The sequence below is a fragment of the Nonomuraea sp. CX421 genome, from assembly GCF_059358955.1.
In genome coordinates this window covers 42,626-61,079 of sequence record NZ_JCADBK010000020.1, presented here as the reverse complement: position 1 = coordinate 61,079, position 18,454 = coordinate 42,626, and the positions used below count along the sequence as shown (strand labels likewise).

Below are 18,454 nucleotides of genomic sequence, written 5' to 3'. Positions count from 1 at the left end.
GTCATCAAAACGTGAAAGATTGGCACGGTCCGGCCACGCACCAATCGTCACGCTGGTAGCGTTTCGCCGCAGCTGTCGATTTGTCATGTGTGGTCTTGGGGGTCCGACGTGAATCAGTACCAGCCGTTGGCGTCGGACGACCCGCAACGGCTGGGGGCGTACGAACTCCTCGCCCGGCTGGGCGAAGGCGGCCAGGGGGTCGTCTATCTCGGCAGGAGCGACTCCGGCGAGCAGGTCGCGGTCAAGCTGCTGCACCACGCCTCCGTGGCCGACCCCGAGGCCCGCAACCGCTTCCTGCGCGAGGTCGCCGTCGCGCAACGGGTCGCCCGGTTCTGCACGGCCCCCGTGCTCAACGCCGACCTGGAGGGCAGCCGGCCGTACATCGTCAGCGAGTACGTCCCCGGCCCGTCGCTGCGCGAGCTGGTCATCAACGAGGGCCCCCGCCGTGGGGCCGCCCTCGAACGGCTGGCGATCAGCACCGCGACCGCGCTGGCCGCGATCCACCGGGCCGGCATCCTGCACCGCGACTTCAAGCCCGCGAACGTGCTCATGGGCCCCGAAGGCCCCGTCGTGATCGACTTCGGCATCGCCCGCGCCCTGGACTCGCCCGGCGCGACCGCCACCGGCATGGCCATGGGGACGCCGTCCTACCTGGCGCCCGAGCAGCTCAGCGGCGCCAGCGTGTCGGGGGCGGCCGACGTCTTCGCCTGGGGCGTCACCATGGTGTACGCCGCCACCGGCAGGCCGGCCTTCGGCGCCGACTCGATCCCGGTGGTGATGCACCGGATCCTGCACGAGCCGCCGCAGCTCGGCGGGATGGAGGGGGCGCTCGCCCAGGTCGTCGGGGCGGCCCTGTCCAAGGACCCCGCGCACCGGCCGTCGGCGGACGAGCTGATCATCCGCCTCACCGGCCAGCCCTTCCCCTCCGCCGCCCTCTCCGGCCCCCAGGCCCCTCCCGCGCAGCCCCGCCCTCAGCCGGTCAGCCCGGGTCCGCAGCCCGTTCCAGGGCAGCCAGGAGGCGCGCACGGCGCAGGTGGCCGGCCGGGGCCGCACGCCCACCCGGGTCAGCCGGTCCACCCTGGCCAGCCGTCCGCACCTGACGGCTCCCTGGCCGCGTGGATGCAATCCGGGGACAGACCTCAGCCTGGCCAGGCAGGCCCCTTCGGCCACCCCGTCGCCCCGAACGGCCCGGTCGGCCCGGTCGGCCCGGTCGGCCCCATGACCGCGGGCCCTTCCACGCCCAACGGCCCACACTCCGCCGGAGGCTGGCCGGGCATGGGCGGCCAGCAGCCCCCCTTCGGCCCCGCCTCGGGCGGCGAGCAGGCGCCGACGGCACAGCCACCCGGCCATGCCCCCGCATCGCGCCAAACGCCCGGACAGGCGCCGGCGGCGCAGCAGGCGGCCGGCCACACCCATGCGGCGCAGGGTCCGGGCCATGCCACCGTGGGTCAGCGAACAGCCGGGTACGGTCCTGGGGCCGGGCAGGCGGGCGCCACAGGACAGCCGACCCCTCCCAAGCAGAGGGACGGATCGGCCAAGCAGCGGCGAACGCTGACGTTCGCCCTGACGGGAGCAGCGGCGGCCGCCGTGCTGGTCGTGGTGGGAGCGGTCGTGGTGCAGGCCAACAGCCGGTCCAGCATCGTGCCCGTGGGCAACACCACGCAGGCCACGGCCGACGCCGGCGACGGCACGCCGGCCGACCCGCTGGGCGGCGAGCCGACCCCCGAGGTGCCGTCCGACACCCTCCCCACCCCGAGCCTCGACGAGCCCACGAAGACGAGGAAGACCAAGGCGCCGGCCACCGCCGCGCCCGATCCGGTCATCGTGTACCCGACGGCCAAGCCCACCACCAGGAAGCCGAGCCCCACCCCGAAGGTCACGAAGACGAAGAAGCCCTCGGACATGGTCGACCCGGACGCCGAGCCCACGGACGCTCCGACTGTCGGCCCGACCGTGCAGCTGACGAAGTCCCGCAGATAGCCACCGCCCCGGCTGCCCGTGGTGCTCCCGCTCCTGGACGTCCGGCTGGAGCCGCCGCATCTGACAGGACGGCGGCTCTCGGGCGGTCGTGACCGGAGTAGGTTCGGAGCATGAGCACTGACGACCGGCGGCCTCCACTCTTCGAGGTCCTCCCGGAGCAGGACGAGCGGCCCGAGCCGATCATCATGCACGCTGCCGAGGGCACGCTGGAGGTGGCGGGCGATCTGACGGCCGAAGAGTTCGAGATCCTCAACGAGCTCAGGCGGGCTGCCCGAAGGCAAGGCTGAGGTTTGGCAACGGAAGGCCGATATCTGGCGATCAGTCTGTACCATGCTGCTTCGATTTACTAGCGCGAAGGGGGCGGCATGGGTGACGGCTACATCGCCGCTGACCGTGAGATCAGGCGGTCCGGGCTGGCCTCGGCGCAGGAGGCCGAGCGCGTCCGCGGTGTGCTGCGCGACGTGCGCGAGGCGTTCGTGGCGGCCGGGCGGCCGATGGGCGATGACCAGTACGGCGCCGAGATGGAGAAGCGGTACCCGGTCATGCGCGACGGTGTGATCGATGCCTTCGGCGCCTACATCGACGAGCTCGAAGGGGTCGGCGACGGGCTGCGCGTCACCGCCGCGAACTATCGGGCGGCTGAGCGGCCGGGGCCCTGACTTCGGGTGTGGCTCGACTGGGACGTACCTGACTGGGCTCGGCCGTGGGTCGGCTGGGTGGTCGGCATGGACTGGCCCCAGGGCGAGGAGTCCAAGCTGTTCGCGCTGGCCGACGCGCTGGCCCAGGCCGCCTACCAGGTCGCCGAAGGCTCAGGCGTCACCCCTCCCGATCAGGACTCCTGGGACGGTGAGGCGTTCAGAGCCTTCGTCACCAACGCCTCGGGCAGGGTCGGCCGCCGCCAGGCGGAGGTGCTGATCCGGCTGGCGGCCATGGCGACAGAGCTGAACAACCTCGGCGTGCAGGTCCAGTACACCAAGCGCATGATCATCATGTCGATCGGGCTGCTGATCTTCCAGCTGGCCACGCTGCTGCCCTTCCTGCTCAACCCCGCCACGGCGGGCACCGCCACCGCGACCGCGGGACTGCGCGCCCGCTTCACCCGGGAAGCCATCGCGCAACTGGCCAAGCGACTGCTGTTCAACATCGCCCTGTTCGGCGGACTCATGGGCGGGATGGACCTATACGTCCAGTCCACCCAGAACCGGCGCGAAAACATCGACCTGCAGCAGGTTGGCACCTCCATCGGCACCGGCATCCTCAACGGCATATTCCTGACCGGCGCCACCTGGCTGTCACCCCCACGCCGACTCCTCGACCTCATGCTCGCCTCCGGCATAGCAGGCGGCCTCACCGACGCCACCACACAAGCCTTCGACGACCAGCCCTTCGACCTGACCCGCCTCCTCAAAGGCTTCACCTCAGGAGCCATCGGCGCCGCCGACGCCCACTGGGCAAGCTGGAACCCACACTTCGGCAGGCCCAACACCGACACATCCACAGTCGGCACCCACGAACCATCCACCGACTCACCATCCACCACTCCGGCGGAAAACCGTCAGACCACCGCCTCCCAGGACCCCTCCCAGCGAGCCGACCCCGCAGCGCACACGGGACCGCCACCACGGCCAGCACCATACGGCGACGCGCCGTCACGGACCGCACAAGACGTCGAACCGGCGCCAGGCACCGATCCGCCCCCACGTCCGACAGCAGCCACAGACCCTCGCACCATGCTCGCCCAGCACGAACCTCAACAGCACGCGAGCCCCGACGGCGCGCGACAGGCGCAGCAGCCCTCCACCCCACGTCAGGACCTCGTACCTGGGCCCCGCTCCATCGACAGCCTCCTCAACTGGGGCCCGGAACGGCCCGCCAGCGATCAACCCGCGCCGCCGCACACATCCCGAACGGTAGCGGCCTCATCTCCGCCGGAGAGCCCATCCCAGCACCTCGCCCCCCAGAGCCGGGAAGCCGGGATCATCGCGGACCTCAGGGACACCACTTCGCCCGGCGCCGATCGCCCCCTGATGGACCCCGCCCAGCGGCTGACCGAGAACCTCAGCGATGTCGCGACCCTGGGCAGGTACGGCGACACCACCGTTGTCATCTTCCGAGACGGGTCGCAGGCACTTGAGCTGACCGGCGAGGCAGCCACCCAAGCGATAGAGGCCGCGCTGACCCGGCGCGCCCTCGGCCTGGACGGCCCCGCCATCCACCAGACCGCCGACGGCGTCGTCTACCAGGCCCACGGCAGCGACCAACTGCGCGCCGCCCTGGCCAGCGGCATCCGCCAGACCGACCTGATGCCGCTCCTCCTGGCGGGGAAAGAAGTGGTGACGTTCAACGACGGCACGCGCGCCATTCGCCACGAGTTCATCACCGTCAAACAGGCCGACAAGTTCGAGATGCGTGCCAACGCCGCGCACAGCATCAGGAATGGCGTTCCGGGCACCTACCGGGCCGCCCCACCATTGTCTACGAGCACCGCATCGACCCACCGTACGTGGAGAACAAGGGCGCCGCGCCCGCCGCGCTCCGGCCGGAGCTGGACAGGCGAGCGCTGTACGTCGCACTCACCCGCAACGACGGCTTTCTCACCCGCAACAACGGCTTTCGGGACGGACCGCCCGTGTCGGCGGCGATCCGGCGGAACCCACTCCTGAAGCATGTCGCCTACGTCGGCAAGGCACTGCTCACCGAAGCCGACAGCACCGCGCTGCGCGCTCGATACGAGGCGTTGCGGCCAGAGTTCGAAAGACATGGCCTGACCGCCCACTACGACGAACACCTGAAACTGATCAGCCGCACCGACCCGAACGCGCCGCTCGACCTCGGCCCGCTACACGATTCCTCCCCTCTGACACCCGACTTCCGGGACATGCCCTGGCGACCACCAGACCACCACGCCCGCGCACTGCCACACCTGCTGGAGAGCACCCATCTGCGCCAGGTCAACGAACTCCTCGCCGAACGCATCGACGACCCGGCGCTCGTCACCGCCGCCGAGTCCATCCTCGGCAGGGCGGACGCCGAGCTCGCCGCCCGGCTCACCACGGAGGGCCACGTCTCGGCGCGCGTGCCCGCCCACTGGCTGCCGCGCTACGTCCGGCCCGGCAGCGAGATCGCCTTCCACGGAATCTTGGAAGGCGTCAACGCACCTAACTTCCTGGGCGACATGCCCAACAGCGTGCGCCTGACCATCAGGGGCGAGTACATCGGAGTGACGGATCTTTCGGGCAAACCCGCCCACGCCGTCTTCCGAGCCGGGGTCCGGCTGAAGGTGGTGGCCCAGCTGGAGTCGTTCGGCGAGCGGCATCTGCTGGTCATGCAGGTGCCCGAGGGCCGCGACACTGACTCGATCGCGATCTCGGAACCGCGAAACAAACCCCGACTCTCCCGGCAGCTGCGCCACCACCTCTTCCAGGACGTCGAGCGGATCCCCGCAGGCGTATGGCTGCGCGACCTCAACGACGCGCACGACATGCAACTGGCCCCTCACGCCCGCGCCAGAGTGCCCGTCAACGGCCTCTTCAACGTCGTGGGGCACGGCTCAGAGGACGGCAACTGGATCGGCGCACAACGCCTGGACGCCGACCAGACCGCCTCGCTGCTGTTGCACATGCCCTGGCTGTCGGAGCACGACGTCATCCTGCTCACTAACTGCCATGTTGGCGCGAACCGGCACGCGTTAGAGATCGCCCAGTGGACCGGGCACGTGGTGATCGCCAACGACTCCGAGACCTGGCTGTCGCTGGACGGCTACCTGTCGACGGCCGAGCCGGGGAAACTGGGCAGCAGCGGCCAGTTACGCATCTTCCTCCCGGACGACATAGTTCCCCCCAAGTGATCGACAAGGTCAAGGGACGGTTCCGGCGGTGAGGAGGGCTGACAGAGATGGCTTTCCCTGCTTGGAGCGGACGCGTACGATGGCTGACGTGATCGTCAAGTCTGAGGCGCTGACAGCTCGCGGGCGGCGGACCAGGGCCGCGCTGGTGCAGGCTGGGCGGGAGGCGTTCGACGAGCACGGATACGAGGCCGCGCGCATCGACGACGTCTGCGCCCGGGCCGGGGTGTCGCACGGCACGTTCTACACCTACTTCGACTCCAAGGAGTCGCTGTTCGGTGAGGTCGCCGGGGCCGTGGTGGGCGAGATGTTCACCGCGAGCATCGTCGGCCCGGCCGCGCCCGGCGACCCCTACACCCGGATCGAGGCCGCCAACCGGCTCTACCTGCGCGCCTGGGCCGCCAACTCGCGGCTGGTCAGGATGCTGGAGCAGGCCGCGCTGACCGAGGACGGCTTCCGCGACCTGCTGCTGGAGCTGCGCGAGGTGTTCGTGCGCCGGGGCGCTGAGGGGCTGCGCCGGCTGCAGGAGCAGGGGCTGGCCGATCCCACCCTCGACCCCAGGCTCACCGCGATCATGCTCGGCGGCATGGTCGAGCACTTCGCGCACGTCTGGCTCGACCTGGGTGAGCGGGCCGACGAGCGGACGGCGGTCGACCTGCTGACCAAGCTCTGGGCGCGGGCCATCGGCCTGACGCCGGTGTCAACTACGGAGGCGGGCCAGTGATCAGGAGCGAGCTCGACCCGACGGCGGCCGACCATCTCGGGCGGCGGGCGGCGATGCTGGCCAAGCTGGCCGACCTCGACGCCGAGCACGCCAAGGCGGTCGCGGGCGGCGGGGCGAAGTACGTCGAGCGGCACCGCGCGCGGGGCAAGCTGCTGGCCAGGGAGCGCGTCGAGCTGCTCGTCGATCCCGACTCGCCGTTCCTGGAGCTGTCGCCGCTCGCGGCGTGGGGCAGCGACTTCCCGGTGGGCGCCAGCGTGGTCACCGGCATCGGCGTGGTGGAGGGCGTCGAGTGCCTGATCTCGGCGAGCGACCCCACGGTCAGGGGCGGCGCGTCCAACCCGTGGACGCTGCGCAAGTCGCTGCGGGCCTCCGACATCGCGCTGCGCAACCGGCTGCCGTTCATCAACCTGGTGGAGAGCGGCGGCGCGGACCTGCCGACGCAGAAGGAGATCTTCATCCCGGGCGGCCGGATATTTCGTGATCTGACGCGGATGTCCGCGGCCGGGATCCCCACGATCGCGCTCGTGTTCGGCAACTCCACCGCCGGCGGCGCGTACGTGCCCGGCCTGAGCGACCACGTGGTGATGGTGCGCGAGCGAGCCAAGGTGTTCCTGGGCGGCCCGCCGCTGGTCAAGATGGCGACCGGCGAGGAGTCCGACGACGAGTCGCTGGGCGGCGCCGAGATGCACGCGCGCACCAGCGGCCTGGCCGACTACCTGGCCCTGGACGAGCACGACGCGCTGCGGATCGGCCGGCGGATCGTGCGCTCGCTCAACTGGCGCAAGCGCGGCGTGCAGCCGCTGCCCGTGCGCGAGCCCGCCTACCCGGCCGACGAGCTGCTGGGCATCGTGCCCGAGGACCTGAGGATCCCGTTCGACCCCCGCGAGGTGATCGCGCGGATCGTGGACGGGAGCGAGTTCGAGGAGTTCAAGCCGGTCTACGGGACGTCCCTGGTCACCGGGTGGGCCACCCTGCACGGCTATCCGGTGGGCATCCTGGCCAACGCGCGGGGCGTGCTGTTCAGCGAGGAGTCGCAGAAGGCGACCCAGTTCATCCAGCTGGCCGACCAGTCGCGCACGCCGCTGCTGTTCCTGCAGAACACGACCGGCTACATGGTCGGCAAGGAGTACGAGCAGGGCGGCATCATCAAGCACGGCGCGATGATGATCAACGCCGTGTCCAACTCGACGGTGCCGCACCTGACCGTGGTGATGGGCGCCTCGTACGGAGCGGGCAACTACGGGATGTGCGGGCGGGCCTACGATCCGCGCTTCCTGTTCAGCTGGCCCAGCGCGAAGTCGGCCGTGATGGGGCCCGCGCAGCTGGCCGGAGTGCTGTCGATCGTCGGGCGGGCCTCGGCCCAGGCCCGAGGGCAGGTCTACGACGAGGAGGCCGACGCGGCGATGCGGGCGATGGTGGAGGCGCAGATCGAGGCGGAGTCGCTGCCGTTCTTCCTGTCCGGGCGGCTCTACGACGACGGGGTGATCGATCCCCGCGACACCCGGACGGTGCTGGGGATGTGCCTGTCGGCGATCAACAGCGCCCCGGTGCCGGAGGCGGCGGGATTCGGGGTGTTCCGGCCATGACCACTCCTCCCACGAACACCCCCGTGAACACTCCTCCCGAGACCGCTCCTGTCGCCATCACTCCTGTCGCCATCACGCGCCTGCTGGTGGCCAACCGGGGAGAGATCGCCCGGCGGATCTTCCGCACCTGCCGCGCGCTCGGCATCGAGACCGTGGCCGTGCACTCCGACGCCGACGCCTCCGCGCCGCACGTGGCCGAGGCCGACTACGCGGTACGTCTCGACGGCGTGCTGCCCGCCGAGACGTACCTCGACATCCCGAGGATCACGGCGGCCTGCCGGGCCGCCGGCGCCGACGCGGTGCACCCGGGCTACGGGTTCCTGTCGGAGAACGCCGCCTTCGCCCAGGAGGTGCTGGACGCGGGGCTGGTGTGGGTGGGGCCGCCGCCCTCGGCGATCGCCGCGATGGGTTCGAAGATCGAGGCGAAGCGGCTGATGAGTGAGGCGGGAATGCCCGTGCTGCCGTCGCTGCCGCCCGAGGGGCCGGCCGGCGCGCCGGACTGGGAGTATCCCGTGCTGGTGAAGGCGTCCGCCGGAGGCGGCGGGCGCGGCATGCGCGTGGTGCGGGCGGCGGCCGATCTCGAACGCGAGGTCGCGTCCGCGCGGCGCGAGGCCGAGGCCGCGTTCGGCGACGGGTCGGTGTTCGTAGAGCCGCTGCTGGAACGGGCCCGGCACGTGGAGGTGCAGATCCTCGCCGACCGGCACGGGCACGTCTGGGCGCTCGGCGAGCGCGAGTGCAGCATCCAGCGCCGGCACCAGAAGATCGTGGAGGAGTGCCCGTCGCCCGGGATCGGCGACGAGACGCGGGCCCTGCTGCTGGAGGCCGCGGTCAGGGCCGCCCGCACCATCGGGTACGTGGGTGCCGGGACCGTGGAGTTCCTGGTGCGGGACGACCGGGTGGCGTTCCTGGAGATGAACACCCGGCTCCAGGTGGAGCACCCCGTCACCGAGCTGGTCTACGGGGTCGATCTCGTCCGGCTGCAGGTGGAGGTCGCCGAGGGGGCCGCGCTGCCGGACGGGCCGCCGGAGCCGCGCGGGCACGCGATCGAGGTCCGGCTGTACGCCGAGGACCACGACCACCTGCCCCAGACGGGGGTGCTGCGGCGCTTCGAGATCCCGGGTGACGTCCGCGTCGACTCGGGGGTGGAGTCAGGCTCGGTGGTCTCGCCGTATTACGACGCGATGCTGGCCAAGGTGATCGCGTACGGGGCCGGGCGCGACGAGGCCGTGCGGAAGCTCGCGGCGGCCCTGCGGCGCGCGAAGCTGCACGGGGTGACCACGAACCGCGAGCTGCTGGTAAGCATCCTGAAAAATCCTGAATTTCGGGCGGGCAACACGCACACCGGTTTCCTCGACGACCACCGGGAGGCGCTGGTCGGGGGACGACCCGAGGTCCCGCGATCCGCGCGGCCCGCGCCGCCGCACCTGCCCGTCCAGGCCGAGCAGGCCGAGCAGGCCGAGCAAGCCGGGCCGCCCATGCTGTCCGTGCTGGCCGCCGCGCTCGCCATGGCCGCCGCCAACCGCGGCCGGGCCAGAGTGCTGGGCAGTCTGCCCGGCGGCTGGCGCAACGTCCGGTCACAACCGCACCTCGCCAGGTTCGAGGAGGCCGAGGTCGTCTACCAGCCACTTCCCGACGGCGTCACGGTCGTCGCCGCCGAGCCTCACCGGGTCGTCCTGGAGCACGACGGCGTCCGGCACACTTTCGACGTCGCCCAGTACGGACGCTCGCACGACGGCGGGCCTGACAACGCGCACGACGAGAAGGTGTACGTCGACTCCCCCGCCGGGTCCGTCGCGCTGACCCCGGTGCCGAGGCTGCCCGAGCCGGTCGCGCACGTGGCCCCGGGATCCCTGCTCGCCCCCATGCCCGGTAGCGTGCTGCGCGTCGAGGTCGAGCCGGGTGACCGCGTCGTCAAGGGCCGGCCGGTGCTCGTCCTGGAGGCGATGAAGATGGAGCACCGGATAACCGCGCCGGCGGACGGGGTCGTCTCCGACGTACGCGTGGAGAAGGGCCGGCAGGTCGAGGCGGGAGAGGTGCTGGCGATCATCGAGCAGATCACCCAGGAGAGGGAAGCATGACACGGCTGGTGCACCAGGAGCTCGTGAACGGCGTGGCGACGATCACGCTCGACTCGCCGCCCAACCGCAACGCGCTGTCCGTGCGGCTGCTGAGCGACCTGAAGGACCGGCTGGACTGGGCGCTGGCCGAGCCCGAGGCGCGGGTCATCGTGCTGACCGGCGCCGGCAAGGTCTTCTGCTCCGGCGCCGACCTGAAGGAGCAGCGGGCCGACCCGGCCTCGGGCGCGGCGCGGGCGCCGGTGACCGCGTCGTTCCCCGAGATCCTCACGCTCATCTGGGAGAGCCCGAAGCCGGTCATCTGCCGGCTCAACGGCACGGCCCGGGCGGGCGGGCTCGGCCTGGTCGCCGCGTGCGACCTGTCGATCGCACCGCTGACCGCCTCGTTCGCCTTCACCGAGGTGCGCCTGGGCGTGGTGCCCGCGATGATCGCGGTGCCCGTGCTGCGCCGGCTGGACTCCAGGGCGGCGGCCGAATACTTCCTGACCGGCGAGGTGTTCGACGCCGCCAGGGCCGTGCAGATCGGGCTGCTGACGCGGGCCGTGCCCGAGGAGGAGCTCGACGCGACGACCGCCCGCTACGCCGGGCTGCTGGCCAGGGGCGGCCCCGAAGCGCTCGCCATCACGAAGAGGCTGATCAGGGACCTTCCGGAGGTGCCGTTCGAGGAGGGGCTGCGGCAGATGGCGGAGCTGTCGGCCGAGCGCTTCACCTCCGCGGAGGGCCAGGAGGGCATCGCGGCCTTCATGCAGAAGCGTCCCCCGTCGTGGGTCCCTCCGGCCCTGTGAGGAGCAGCCATGTCCACCAGCGCGGCCGGTGACCGGGTATCGGCGCGGGCGCCGTTGCGCGTCGCCAACTGCAGCGGCTTCTACGGCGACCGGCTGTCGGCGGCGCGCGAGCAGGTGGAGGGCGGCCCGATCGACGTGCTCACCGGCGACTGGCTGGCCGAGCTGACCATGCTCATCCTGGCCGGCAACCGCCTCAAGGGCCGTCCCGGCTACGCGACGACGTTCCTGAGGCAGCTCGAGGACGTCCTGGGGACGTGTCTCGACCGGGGCATCAAGATCGTGGCCAACGCCGGCGGGCTCGACCCGGCCGGATGCGCGCAGGCCGTGCGAGAGCTGGCCGCCGGGCTGGGCCTGTCGCCCAGGATCGCCCACGTGACCGGCGACGACCTCACCGGCCGCGACCTCGACCTGGTCAACGCCGACACGGGTGAGCGGCTGAGCGCCACCCCGCTCACCGCCAACGCCTACCTGGGCGGCCGCCCGATCGCGACCGCCCTGTCGGCGGGCGCCGACGTCGTGGTGACCGGCCGCGTGACCGACGCCGCCCTGGTGACGGGGCCCGGCATCTGGTGGCACCGCTGGCGGCCCGGCGACCTCGACGCCCTGGCCGGCTCGGTCGTGGCGGGCCACGTCATCGAGTGCGGCTGCCAGGCCACGGGCGGCAACTACGCCTTCTTCCAGGACGTGCCCGACCTCGCGCACTGCGGCTTCCCCATCGCCGAGCTGCACGCCGACGGCTCCTCCGTCATCACCAAGCACCCCGGCACCGGCGGGCTGGTCTCGACCGGCACGGTCACGGCCCAGCTGATGTACGAGATCGGGGGCCCCCGCTACCTGGGCCCGGACGTGACGGCCAGGTTCGACACGATCGTCCTGTCCGACGACGGCCCCGACCGCGTCCGGATCTCCGGCGTGCGCGGTGAGCCGCCGCCCGGCACGCTCAAGGTCGCGGTCAACCACCTGGGCGGCTACCGCAACACGATGACCCTGGTGCTCACCGGGCTCGATCTCCCGGCCAAGGCCCGGCTGGCCGAGGAGGCCATCTGGGCCAGGGTGCCGCGCGACTCGTTCGACCAGGTCGACGTCACCCTCACCGACTCGGGGCTGCTGCGGATCACCGTCATGGACGCCGACCGACGCCGGGCCGGTCGCGCCTTCTCCGCCGCCGTGGTGGAGACGGGGCTGGCCAGCTATCCGGGGTTCTACGGTCTCAACCCGCCGGGCGACGCGTCGCCGTACGGGGTCTACTGGCCGGTGCTCGTCCCGGCGGGCGAGGTGCAGCCCGAAGTCTTCCTGGACGGTGAGCCGCTCCCCTCCGCCGTCCTGGTACCCGACGCCGCTCTCGCCGCCAGTGCGCCCGACGGCCCGGTACCCGACGCCGCTCTCGCCGCCGGGGCCTCCGACAGCCCGGCCCCGCCTCCGGACGCGCCGGTTCCGAGCCCGCCGGCCGGCCGGACCCTCGACGTGCCGCCCGGCCAGACCGTCTTCATCCCGTGCGGCCGTACGGTCGAGGTGCCGCTGGGGCGCGTCGTGGGGGCCCGCTCGGGCGACAAGGGCGGCAACGCCAACCTGGGCGTCTGGGTGCGCACGACCGAGCAGTACACCTGGCTGGCCGGGCACCTCACCGCCGACCGGCTGCGGGAGCTGCTGCCCGGCCTTGCCGGGCACCGGATCGACCGCTACGAGTTCCCCAACCTCAACGCCCTGAACTTCGTCGTCCACGGCCTGCTCGGCCGGGGTGTGGCGGCCAGCCCCCGGATGGACCCTCAGGCCAAGGCCCTGGGCGAGGAGCTCCGTGCCCGGCCCGTCGCCCTGCCGGAGGAGCTGCTGCCGTAAAGGCCGCCATACCTGCACAAATCTGTTTGAACGGGTCGGAACGAATACTGCAGGATGACGCGCATGAACATCCGCCGCCTCACCGCCGACGACCTCGACGACTGCGCCCGCCTGGCCAAGGACCGTGACTGGCCGCCCGAGCGGCACAAGTGGGCGCTGCTGCTGGAGGTTGGCGAGGGTTACGGCATCGACGCCGACGACGGCGACGGGCTGGCGGCGACCAACGTCATGACCCGTTACGGCGACGACCACGCCGTTATCAGCATGGTGCTGACCGCGTCCCGCTACGCCCGGCGGGGGCTGGGCCGCGCGCTGATGGAGCACGTGCTGGAGCGGGCGGAGGACCGGACCGTCTCGCTGCACGCGACCGAGAACGGCCGCCCCCTGTACGAACGCCTCGGTTTCCGCACGGTGAGCCGGGTCGCCATGCGCACCGGCGTCTTCCGGGGCGAGCCGTCGGGCGCGACCCGTCTTGCCACCGAGGACGACCTCGGCGAGATCCTGGCGCTCGACGCCGAGGTGTTCGGCACCGACCGGTCACGGCTGCTGCGCCGGATGTTCGGCTTCGGTGAGCAGGTGCGGATCGCCGACGGCGGCTTCGGTCACTGCTGGCGCAACGACCACAACGTGGTCCTCGGCCCCGTCGTGGCCCGCGACCTGGCGACCGCCCAGGCGCTGATCGGCGATCTGGCGCTGCACGCCGGCGGCACGGTGCGGATGGACCTCGATCAGGCCCAGGAGGAGCTGGCCGGGTGGGCCGGGCGGCACGGCATGGGCGAGCCTTGGGAGGTCTCGCTCATGGTGCGCGACGGCGACCCGCCTGGCGACCGGAGCCGTCAGTTCCTGCCGTTCATGCAAGCTCTGGGTTGACCGTGTCGGCGCGGCTCTCGTAGGGTCGCGACTAGAATATCATTCGGTCCTAAAGGACGGCCATGACCTCCACCCACATCGACGTCAACGCCATCGACCTCGGCGGGCTCGGCGCGTGGATGGACGCCAAGGGCCTGCCCGGCGGCCCGATCACCGGCACCGCTCCGGTCGCGGGCGGCACCCAGAACGTCATGGTCCGCTTCGAGCGCGGCGGCAGCACCTACATCCTGCGCAGGCCCCCTCAGCACGCCCGGCGCAAGAGCAACGAGGTGCTGCGCCGCGAGGCGCGGCTGCTCGCGGCGCTGCGCGACACGCGGGTGCCCGCGCCGCGACTGGTGGCCGCGCAGACCGAGCACGAGCCGGTCTACTATCTGATGGAGCCGGTCGACGGGTTCAACCCATCGCTCGGGCTGCCCGACCCGCACGCCTCCGACCCGGCCATCAGGCACCGGATGGGGCTGGAGGCCGCGGCGGCGCTGGCCGAGCTGGGCCGGGTCGATCCCGGCGTGCTGCCCGGCTTCGGCCGGCCGGACGGCTTCCTCGAACGGCAGGTGCCGCGCTGGCTGGGCGAGCTCGACTCCTACGGCCGGCTCGACGGCTATCCCGGCCCTGACATCCCCCACCTGGCCGAGACGGCCGGCTGGCTGGAACGCCACCGCCCGGCGACGTTCACCCCGGGCGTCATGCACGGCGACTACCACTTCGCCAACCTGATGTTCGCCCACGACAGCCCCCGGGTGGCCGCGATCGTCGACTGGGAGATGTCCACGATCGGCGATCCCCTGCTCGACCTCGGCTGGCTGGTGGCCATGTGGCCCGCCAACAACGGTCACGTGCCGGGGCTGCCGTCGCCACGGGAGATCGTCGACTGCTACGGCGCCCTGTCCGACCGCGACCTGTCCGCCCTCGACTGGTACGCCGTCCTCGCCTGCTTCAAGCTCGGCATCGTCCTGGAGGGCACCCACGCGCGCGCCTTCGCCGGCCAGGCGCCCAAGGAGATCGGGGACCTGCTGCACGCCACCACGCTCACCCTGTTCGGCCGGGCCCGGCAGATCATGGACGGGCTGCTCGACGAGGGCTGACCCGCACCGGGCACGGGATCGACCAGAACAGTCAGATTCCAGAAAACTCACCATATATACCGATTTTTCATGAAACGATCACGTATGCCCTGAGAAGCCGTACAATTGCGCGCAATTGCAGTTTTCATCGGGGAAGGAATGTCCATGCGTATGCGGTTCCTCGGCTCCACCTCGGAGGCGGGCGCCTGCCCCACCCTGTACGAAACCGATCGCGGCACCATCGTCGTGCAGGGACTTCAGCTCACCGACCCTCAGGCACTCGCCGACCTGCGCGACGTGCTCGACGGCGAGACCGCGGTCGAAGTGCCCCGCGAGCTCATCACCGAGATCGCCCGCCGGGTGCTGCCCGACGGCTCGGCGACCACGTGGCCCGCCCACCCCTCCCCACCTACAGCGATGGGTTAGTCACAATTGCGCGACTGCCCCTGGCATGATCCACCCACGCGGGTCTAGCCTCTTGGCGCGTGACGTCCTTTCAGCAGGCGCGCATCGACCTCGGCAGCCAGCTCCGGCAGCTGCGCGAGACCGCACATCTGTCGGGGAAGGAGCTTGCCGAGAGGCTGCGCTGGCAGCCCTCCAAGGTCTCCCGGCTGGAGAACGCCCGGCAGACTCCGACCGAAGACGACGTCGTCGTGTGGGCGCAGGCCGTCCACGCGGCTCCCGAGACGACCGACACCCTGATCAGGCAGGCGATCGCGCTGCTGGAGCGGCACGACGGCTGGAAGCAACGCCACCGCAGCGGCCTGGCCGCCATCCAGGAGGACGTCCGCGACCTCGAGTCCAAGACCAAGCTCTTCAGGGTGTTCGAGCCCAACATCGTGGTCGGGCTGCTGCAGACGGCGGAGTACGCCAGGCACGTGTTCCACAAGGTGAAGCGCCTCTACAGCGCACCCGACCAGATCGACGCTGCGGTCCGGATCCGGATGCAGCGGCAGGAGATCCTCTACGACCGCAACCGCTCGTTCAGGTTCGTGGTGTACGAATCGGCCCTGCGCACCCGGCTCACCCCGATCGACGTCATGCGGGGCCAGTTCGACCGGCTGCTCGCGGTCAGCACGCTGCCCAACGTGGAGTTCGGCGTCATCCCGTTCGGCGCCGAGCTGCCGGCCTCACCGATCAACGGCTTCTGGATCTTCAACGAGGCTCTAGTCATCGTCGGCACCATGACGAAGGATCTGATCCTGCGCGACCCCGATGACATCGCGTTCTACGCGCGGGCCTTCGACGACTACGCAAAGGCGGCACAGTTCGACGAAGCCGGACGAGATGTCATCATCCGCATTCTTGACGAATATCGGAAACAATCGTCACATTAATCCACGCAATTGCTTGCCTGCCACCGCAAGATCGTGCAATTCTGTCGCCGAAGACGTTGCGGAGGTGACGCATGATGCTTGATACCGCGCACAGCCTCGAGCGGTTCGCGTGGTGCGCCGGCCGTCACGCTGACCTGTCGGTCCAGAACGTCGCCCTGGCCAGCGAGCCCGCCTACGTGTCGGTGCGCAACCGGTTCTCCGCCACCCTCGCCGAGAGCGTCACCTGCTCCGAGGACGGCAGCTTCGTCACCTCGTGGGGCTACCGCCTCGGCACCGTCGACGACGTCGAGGGCGCGGCCGCGCGGCTCGCCTTCCTCCTCGCCGCCCTGCCCGCCTGACGGGTCGCCACTGCTCCCGCCGGAACCCCGTTGCCCGTTCCCCGTCACCGGCCCGCCGCGGCCTCGGACGTCGCGCAGGCCCCTCTCAGTCAGCGGCCCTGCGCGAAGACGCTCACCGGGATGCCGGCCTCCCGGGCCGCGGCCGTGCGGGCGTGGGCGAGCAGGCGGGCGCCCGACAGGACGTCAGGATGCAGGGTGTAGCGGATGACCAGGCCGTCGAGCATGGCGTCGATCCGCTCGGCCGCGCCCTCGGGGTCGTCGCAGGCGAACTCGCCGGAGCTCGTGCCGTCGGCCAGCACCCGGCTCAGCGCCGTCAGCCAGGTGGTCTCCAGCTCCAGCATGATCTGGTTGATCGCGGGCTCGCGCAGCGCGGTGTTCCAGGCGTCGATCCAGAGCAGCCAGCTCTGGTCGGACCTCGACTCGGGGATGTAGTAGCGCAGCACCCGGTCGAGGCGCTCGACCGCCGTGCCCGGCCCCCCGACCAGCTCGTCGAGCCTGGCGCTCTCGACGTCGAGGGAGGCCCGGAGCATGGCGGTGATCAGCTCGTCCTTGGTGGCGAAGTGGTAGTGGACGAGGCCGCCGCTGACGTTGACGGACTTGGCGATGTCGGCGATGCGCGTGTGGGCCAGACCTCGCTCCAGGACCACCCTGCGGGTGGCCTCCAGCAGCTCGGCCCTGCGCTGGTCGGCCTGCTCGGCCCGGCTCGTACTCCGCACCGGGCAAGCCTATCCGCCTTCGGCGGCGTGCTTCGCGGAGCGCCGCCCGCCATGGTCATCAGGAGGGTCGTCAGGAAGGTCGTCAGGAAGGTCGTCAGGAGGGTCGTCGGGACGTTCCGCGGCTCGGGTGGAAGATCCACACGCGCAGCAGGAGGAAGCGCACCAGGGTGGCGCACGCGTTCGCGATGACGACCGCGACCAGTCGCACCTCATGGGAGACGCCGTCGGGCAGCAGCGCCAGCCCTCCGGTGGTGAGCGCTAGCCCGACGAGAAACGCGATGAGCCCCTCGACCTGGTGCCGCAGCGCCCCGGCCGGGCCGCTCACGCCGAAGGTGAAGCGGCGGTTCGCGGCGGTGTTGGCCACGGCCGTCACGAGCAGCGCGACGGCGTTCGCGGCGAGCACCGGCATCATCAGCCCTAGCAGCGAGAACAGCAGCAGATAGGCGACGGTGCTGACCACCCCCACGATCGCGAACCTGGGCAACTGGTGCGCCATGCCTCGCGGCAGCCGGGCCTCGCGCACCCGGGCGGGCATGGGGAGGTTGGCGGCGCCGGACAGGGTCCTGCGGGCCACCCTGGTAAGGCCGCGCAGGTCGTCCAGAGCGGTGCGCAGGATGTCGACGCGGCTGTCCGGATCGTCCACCCAGTCGACGGGCACCTCGTGGATGCGCAACCCGTACCGTTCGGCGAGCAGCAGTAACTCGGTGTCGAAGAACCACTGCTCGTCCTCGACGGCGGGCAGCAGCGCCTGCGCGATCTCGGTGCGCGCCGCCTTGAAGCCGCACTGCGCGTCGGAGAACCGCGCGCCCATCACGGACCGGAGCAGCAGGTTGTACGAACGGGAGATGAACTCACGCTTGGGCCCGCGCACCACCCGCGACGCCCTGGACAGCCGGGTGCCGATCGCCAGGTCGCTGTGGCCCGACAGGAGCGGCGCGACCAGCGGCAGGAACGCGTCCAGGTCGGTGGACAGGTCGACGTCCATGTAGCTGACGACGTCGGCGGCGCTGACCGACCAGACCTGGCGCAGCGCCCTGCCCCGCCCCTTGGCGTCGAGGTGGACGGCCCGCACGTTCGCCAGCTCGGCCGCCAGCTCCCTAGCTAACCGCCAGGTGTCGTCGGTGCTGGCGTTGTCGGCGATCGTGATCTGGAAGCCGTACGGGAACGTGCTGGTGAGATAGGTGTGCAGCCGCAGGACGCTCGCGCGCAGGGCCCGCTGCTCGTTGTGAACGGGGACGACCACCTCGACCAGGCGCGTCTTGACTGATGATTCCATGCCCCCAGCTCACGCCCCCGGCCTAT

17 protein-coding genes are annotated in these 18,454 nt (G+C 71.2%); 15 read left to right on the top strand and 2 right to left on the bottom strand.

The window, feature by feature from the left end; translation table 11 throughout:
• Positions 1 to 108 precede the first annotated feature (108 nt).
• The 15 genes from AC5L3X_RS28870 (at position 109) to AC5L3X_RS28800 (ending at position 16,436) form a co-directional block, all read left to right on the top strand.
• Positions 109 to 1,980, top strand: coding sequence for a serine/threonine-protein kinase (locus AC5L3X_RS28870; RefSeq protein ID WP_494861080.1), 1,872 nt, complete (start codon positions 109 to 111; stop codon positions 1,978 to 1,980).
• 110 nt (positions 1,981 to 2,090) lie between these two features.
• The gene (locus AC5L3X_RS28865; RefSeq protein ID WP_189127009.1) at positions 2,091 to 2,267 is read left to right on the top strand and encodes a hypothetical protein; all 177 of its coding nucleotides are present in this window, start codon (positions 2,091 to 2,093) and stop codon (positions 2,265 to 2,267) included.
• 78 nt (positions 2,268 to 2,345) lie between these two features.
• Entirely contained in the window at positions 2,346 to 2,639 is a 294-nt protein-coding gene (locus AC5L3X_RS28860; RefSeq protein ID WP_494861078.1) for a hypothetical protein, read from the top strand.
• Positions 2,640 to 2,645: 6 nt separating this feature from the next.
• On the top strand, positions 2,646 to 4,643 hold the full coding sequence (locus AC5L3X_RS28855) for a WXG100-like domain-containing protein (RefSeq protein ID WP_494861076.1): 1,998 nt from the start codon (positions 2,646 to 2,648) through the stop codon (positions 4,641 to 4,643).
• On the top strand, positions 4,610 to 5,827 hold the full coding sequence (locus AC5L3X_RS28850; protein ID WP_494861075.1) for a DUF8616 domain-containing protein: 1,218 nt from the start codon (positions 4,610 to 4,612) through the stop codon (positions 5,825 to 5,827). The genes AC5L3X_RS28855 and AC5L3X_RS28850 overlap by 34 nt, the downstream gene beginning before the upstream one ends.
• Before the next feature lie 88 nt (positions 5,828 to 5,915).
• Positions 5,916 to 6,548 carry a TetR/AcrR family transcriptional regulator gene (locus AC5L3X_RS28845; RefSeq protein WP_494861073.1) on the top strand — a complete coding sequence of 211 codons (633 nt, stop codon included), beginning with the start codon at positions 5,916 to 5,918 and terminating at the stop codon, positions 6,546 to 6,548.
• A gap of 53 nt (positions 6,549 to 6,601) precedes the next feature.
• Positions 6,602 to 8,134 (top strand): acyl-CoA carboxylase subunit beta, encoded by a 1,533-nt coding sequence (locus tag AC5L3X_RS28840; protein ID WP_494861177.1) that lies wholly within the window; start codon positions 6,602 to 6,604, stop codon positions 8,132 to 8,134.
• A complete protein-coding gene (locus AC5L3X_RS28835) occupies positions 8,131 to 10,212 on the top strand; it encodes an acetyl/propionyl/methylcrotonyl-CoA carboxylase subunit alpha (protein ID WP_494861071.1) in 2,082 nt (693 codons plus the stop codon). Before AC5L3X_RS28840 ends, AC5L3X_RS28835 begins: the two co-directional genes overlap by 4 nt.
• On the top strand, positions 10,209 to 10,994 hold the full coding sequence (locus AC5L3X_RS28830; protein WP_494861069.1) for an enoyl-CoA hydratase-related protein: 786 nt from the start codon (positions 10,209 to 10,211) through the stop codon (positions 10,992 to 10,994). Before AC5L3X_RS28835 ends, AC5L3X_RS28830 begins: the two co-directional genes overlap by 4 nt.
• 9 nt (positions 10,995 to 11,003) lie before the next feature.
• Positions 11,004 to 12,830 carry an acyclic terpene utilization AtuA family protein gene (locus AC5L3X_RS28825; protein WP_494861067.1) on the top strand — a complete coding sequence of 609 codons (1,827 nt, stop codon included), beginning with the start codon at positions 11,004 to 11,006 and terminating at the stop codon, positions 12,828 to 12,830.
• A 63-nt stretch (positions 12,831 to 12,893) separates the two neighbouring features.
• Positions 12,894 to 13,700 (top strand): GNAT family N-acetyltransferase, encoded by an 807-nt coding sequence (locus tag AC5L3X_RS28820; protein WP_494861065.1) that lies wholly within the window; start codon positions 12,894 to 12,896, stop codon positions 13,698 to 13,700.
• 62 nt (positions 13,701 to 13,762) lie between these two features.
• Complete coding sequence (locus AC5L3X_RS28815) at positions 13,763 to 14,782, top strand: phosphotransferase family protein (RefSeq protein ID WP_494861063.1); 1,020 nt, start codon at positions 13,763 to 13,765, stop codon at positions 14,780 to 14,782.
• Between the two features lie 144 nt (positions 14,783 to 14,926).
• On the top strand, positions 14,927 to 15,187 hold the full coding sequence (locus AC5L3X_RS28810; RefSeq protein WP_494861061.1) for a hypothetical protein: 261 nt from the start codon (positions 14,927 to 14,929) through the stop codon (positions 15,185 to 15,187).
• A gap of 59 nt (positions 15,188 to 15,246) precedes the next feature.
• On the top strand, positions 15,247 to 16,098 hold the full coding sequence (locus AC5L3X_RS28805) for a helix-turn-helix domain-containing protein (RefSeq protein ID WP_189126998.1): 852 nt from the start codon (positions 15,247 to 15,249) through the stop codon (positions 16,096 to 16,098).
• A 71-nt stretch (positions 16,099 to 16,169) separates the two neighbouring features.
• Positions 16,170 to 16,436 carry a hypothetical protein gene (locus tag AC5L3X_RS28800; protein ID WP_189126997.1) on the top strand — a complete coding sequence of 89 codons (267 nt, stop codon included), beginning with the start codon at positions 16,170 to 16,172 and terminating at the stop codon, positions 16,434 to 16,436.
• A gap of 89 nt (positions 16,437 to 16,525) precedes the next feature.
• Here the strand turns inward: AC5L3X_RS28800 and AC5L3X_RS28795 are convergent, their stop codons facing one another.
• Both AC5L3X_RS28795 and AC5L3X_RS28790 read right to left on the bottom strand, forming a co-directional pair.
• Complete coding sequence (locus AC5L3X_RS28795; RefSeq protein WP_494861059.1) at positions 16,526 to 17,152, bottom strand: TetR/AcrR family transcriptional regulator; 627 nt, start codon at positions 17,150 to 17,152, stop codon at positions 16,526 to 16,528.
• Between the two features lie 94 nt (positions 17,153 to 17,246).
• Positions 17,247 to 18,428 carry a bifunctional glycosyltransferase family 2/GtrA family protein gene (locus AC5L3X_RS28790; protein WP_494861057.1) on the bottom strand — a complete coding sequence of 394 codons (1,182 nt, stop codon included), beginning with the start codon at positions 18,426 to 18,428 and terminating at the stop codon, positions 17,247 to 17,249.
• Positions 18,429 to 18,454: the final 26 nt, after the last annotated feature.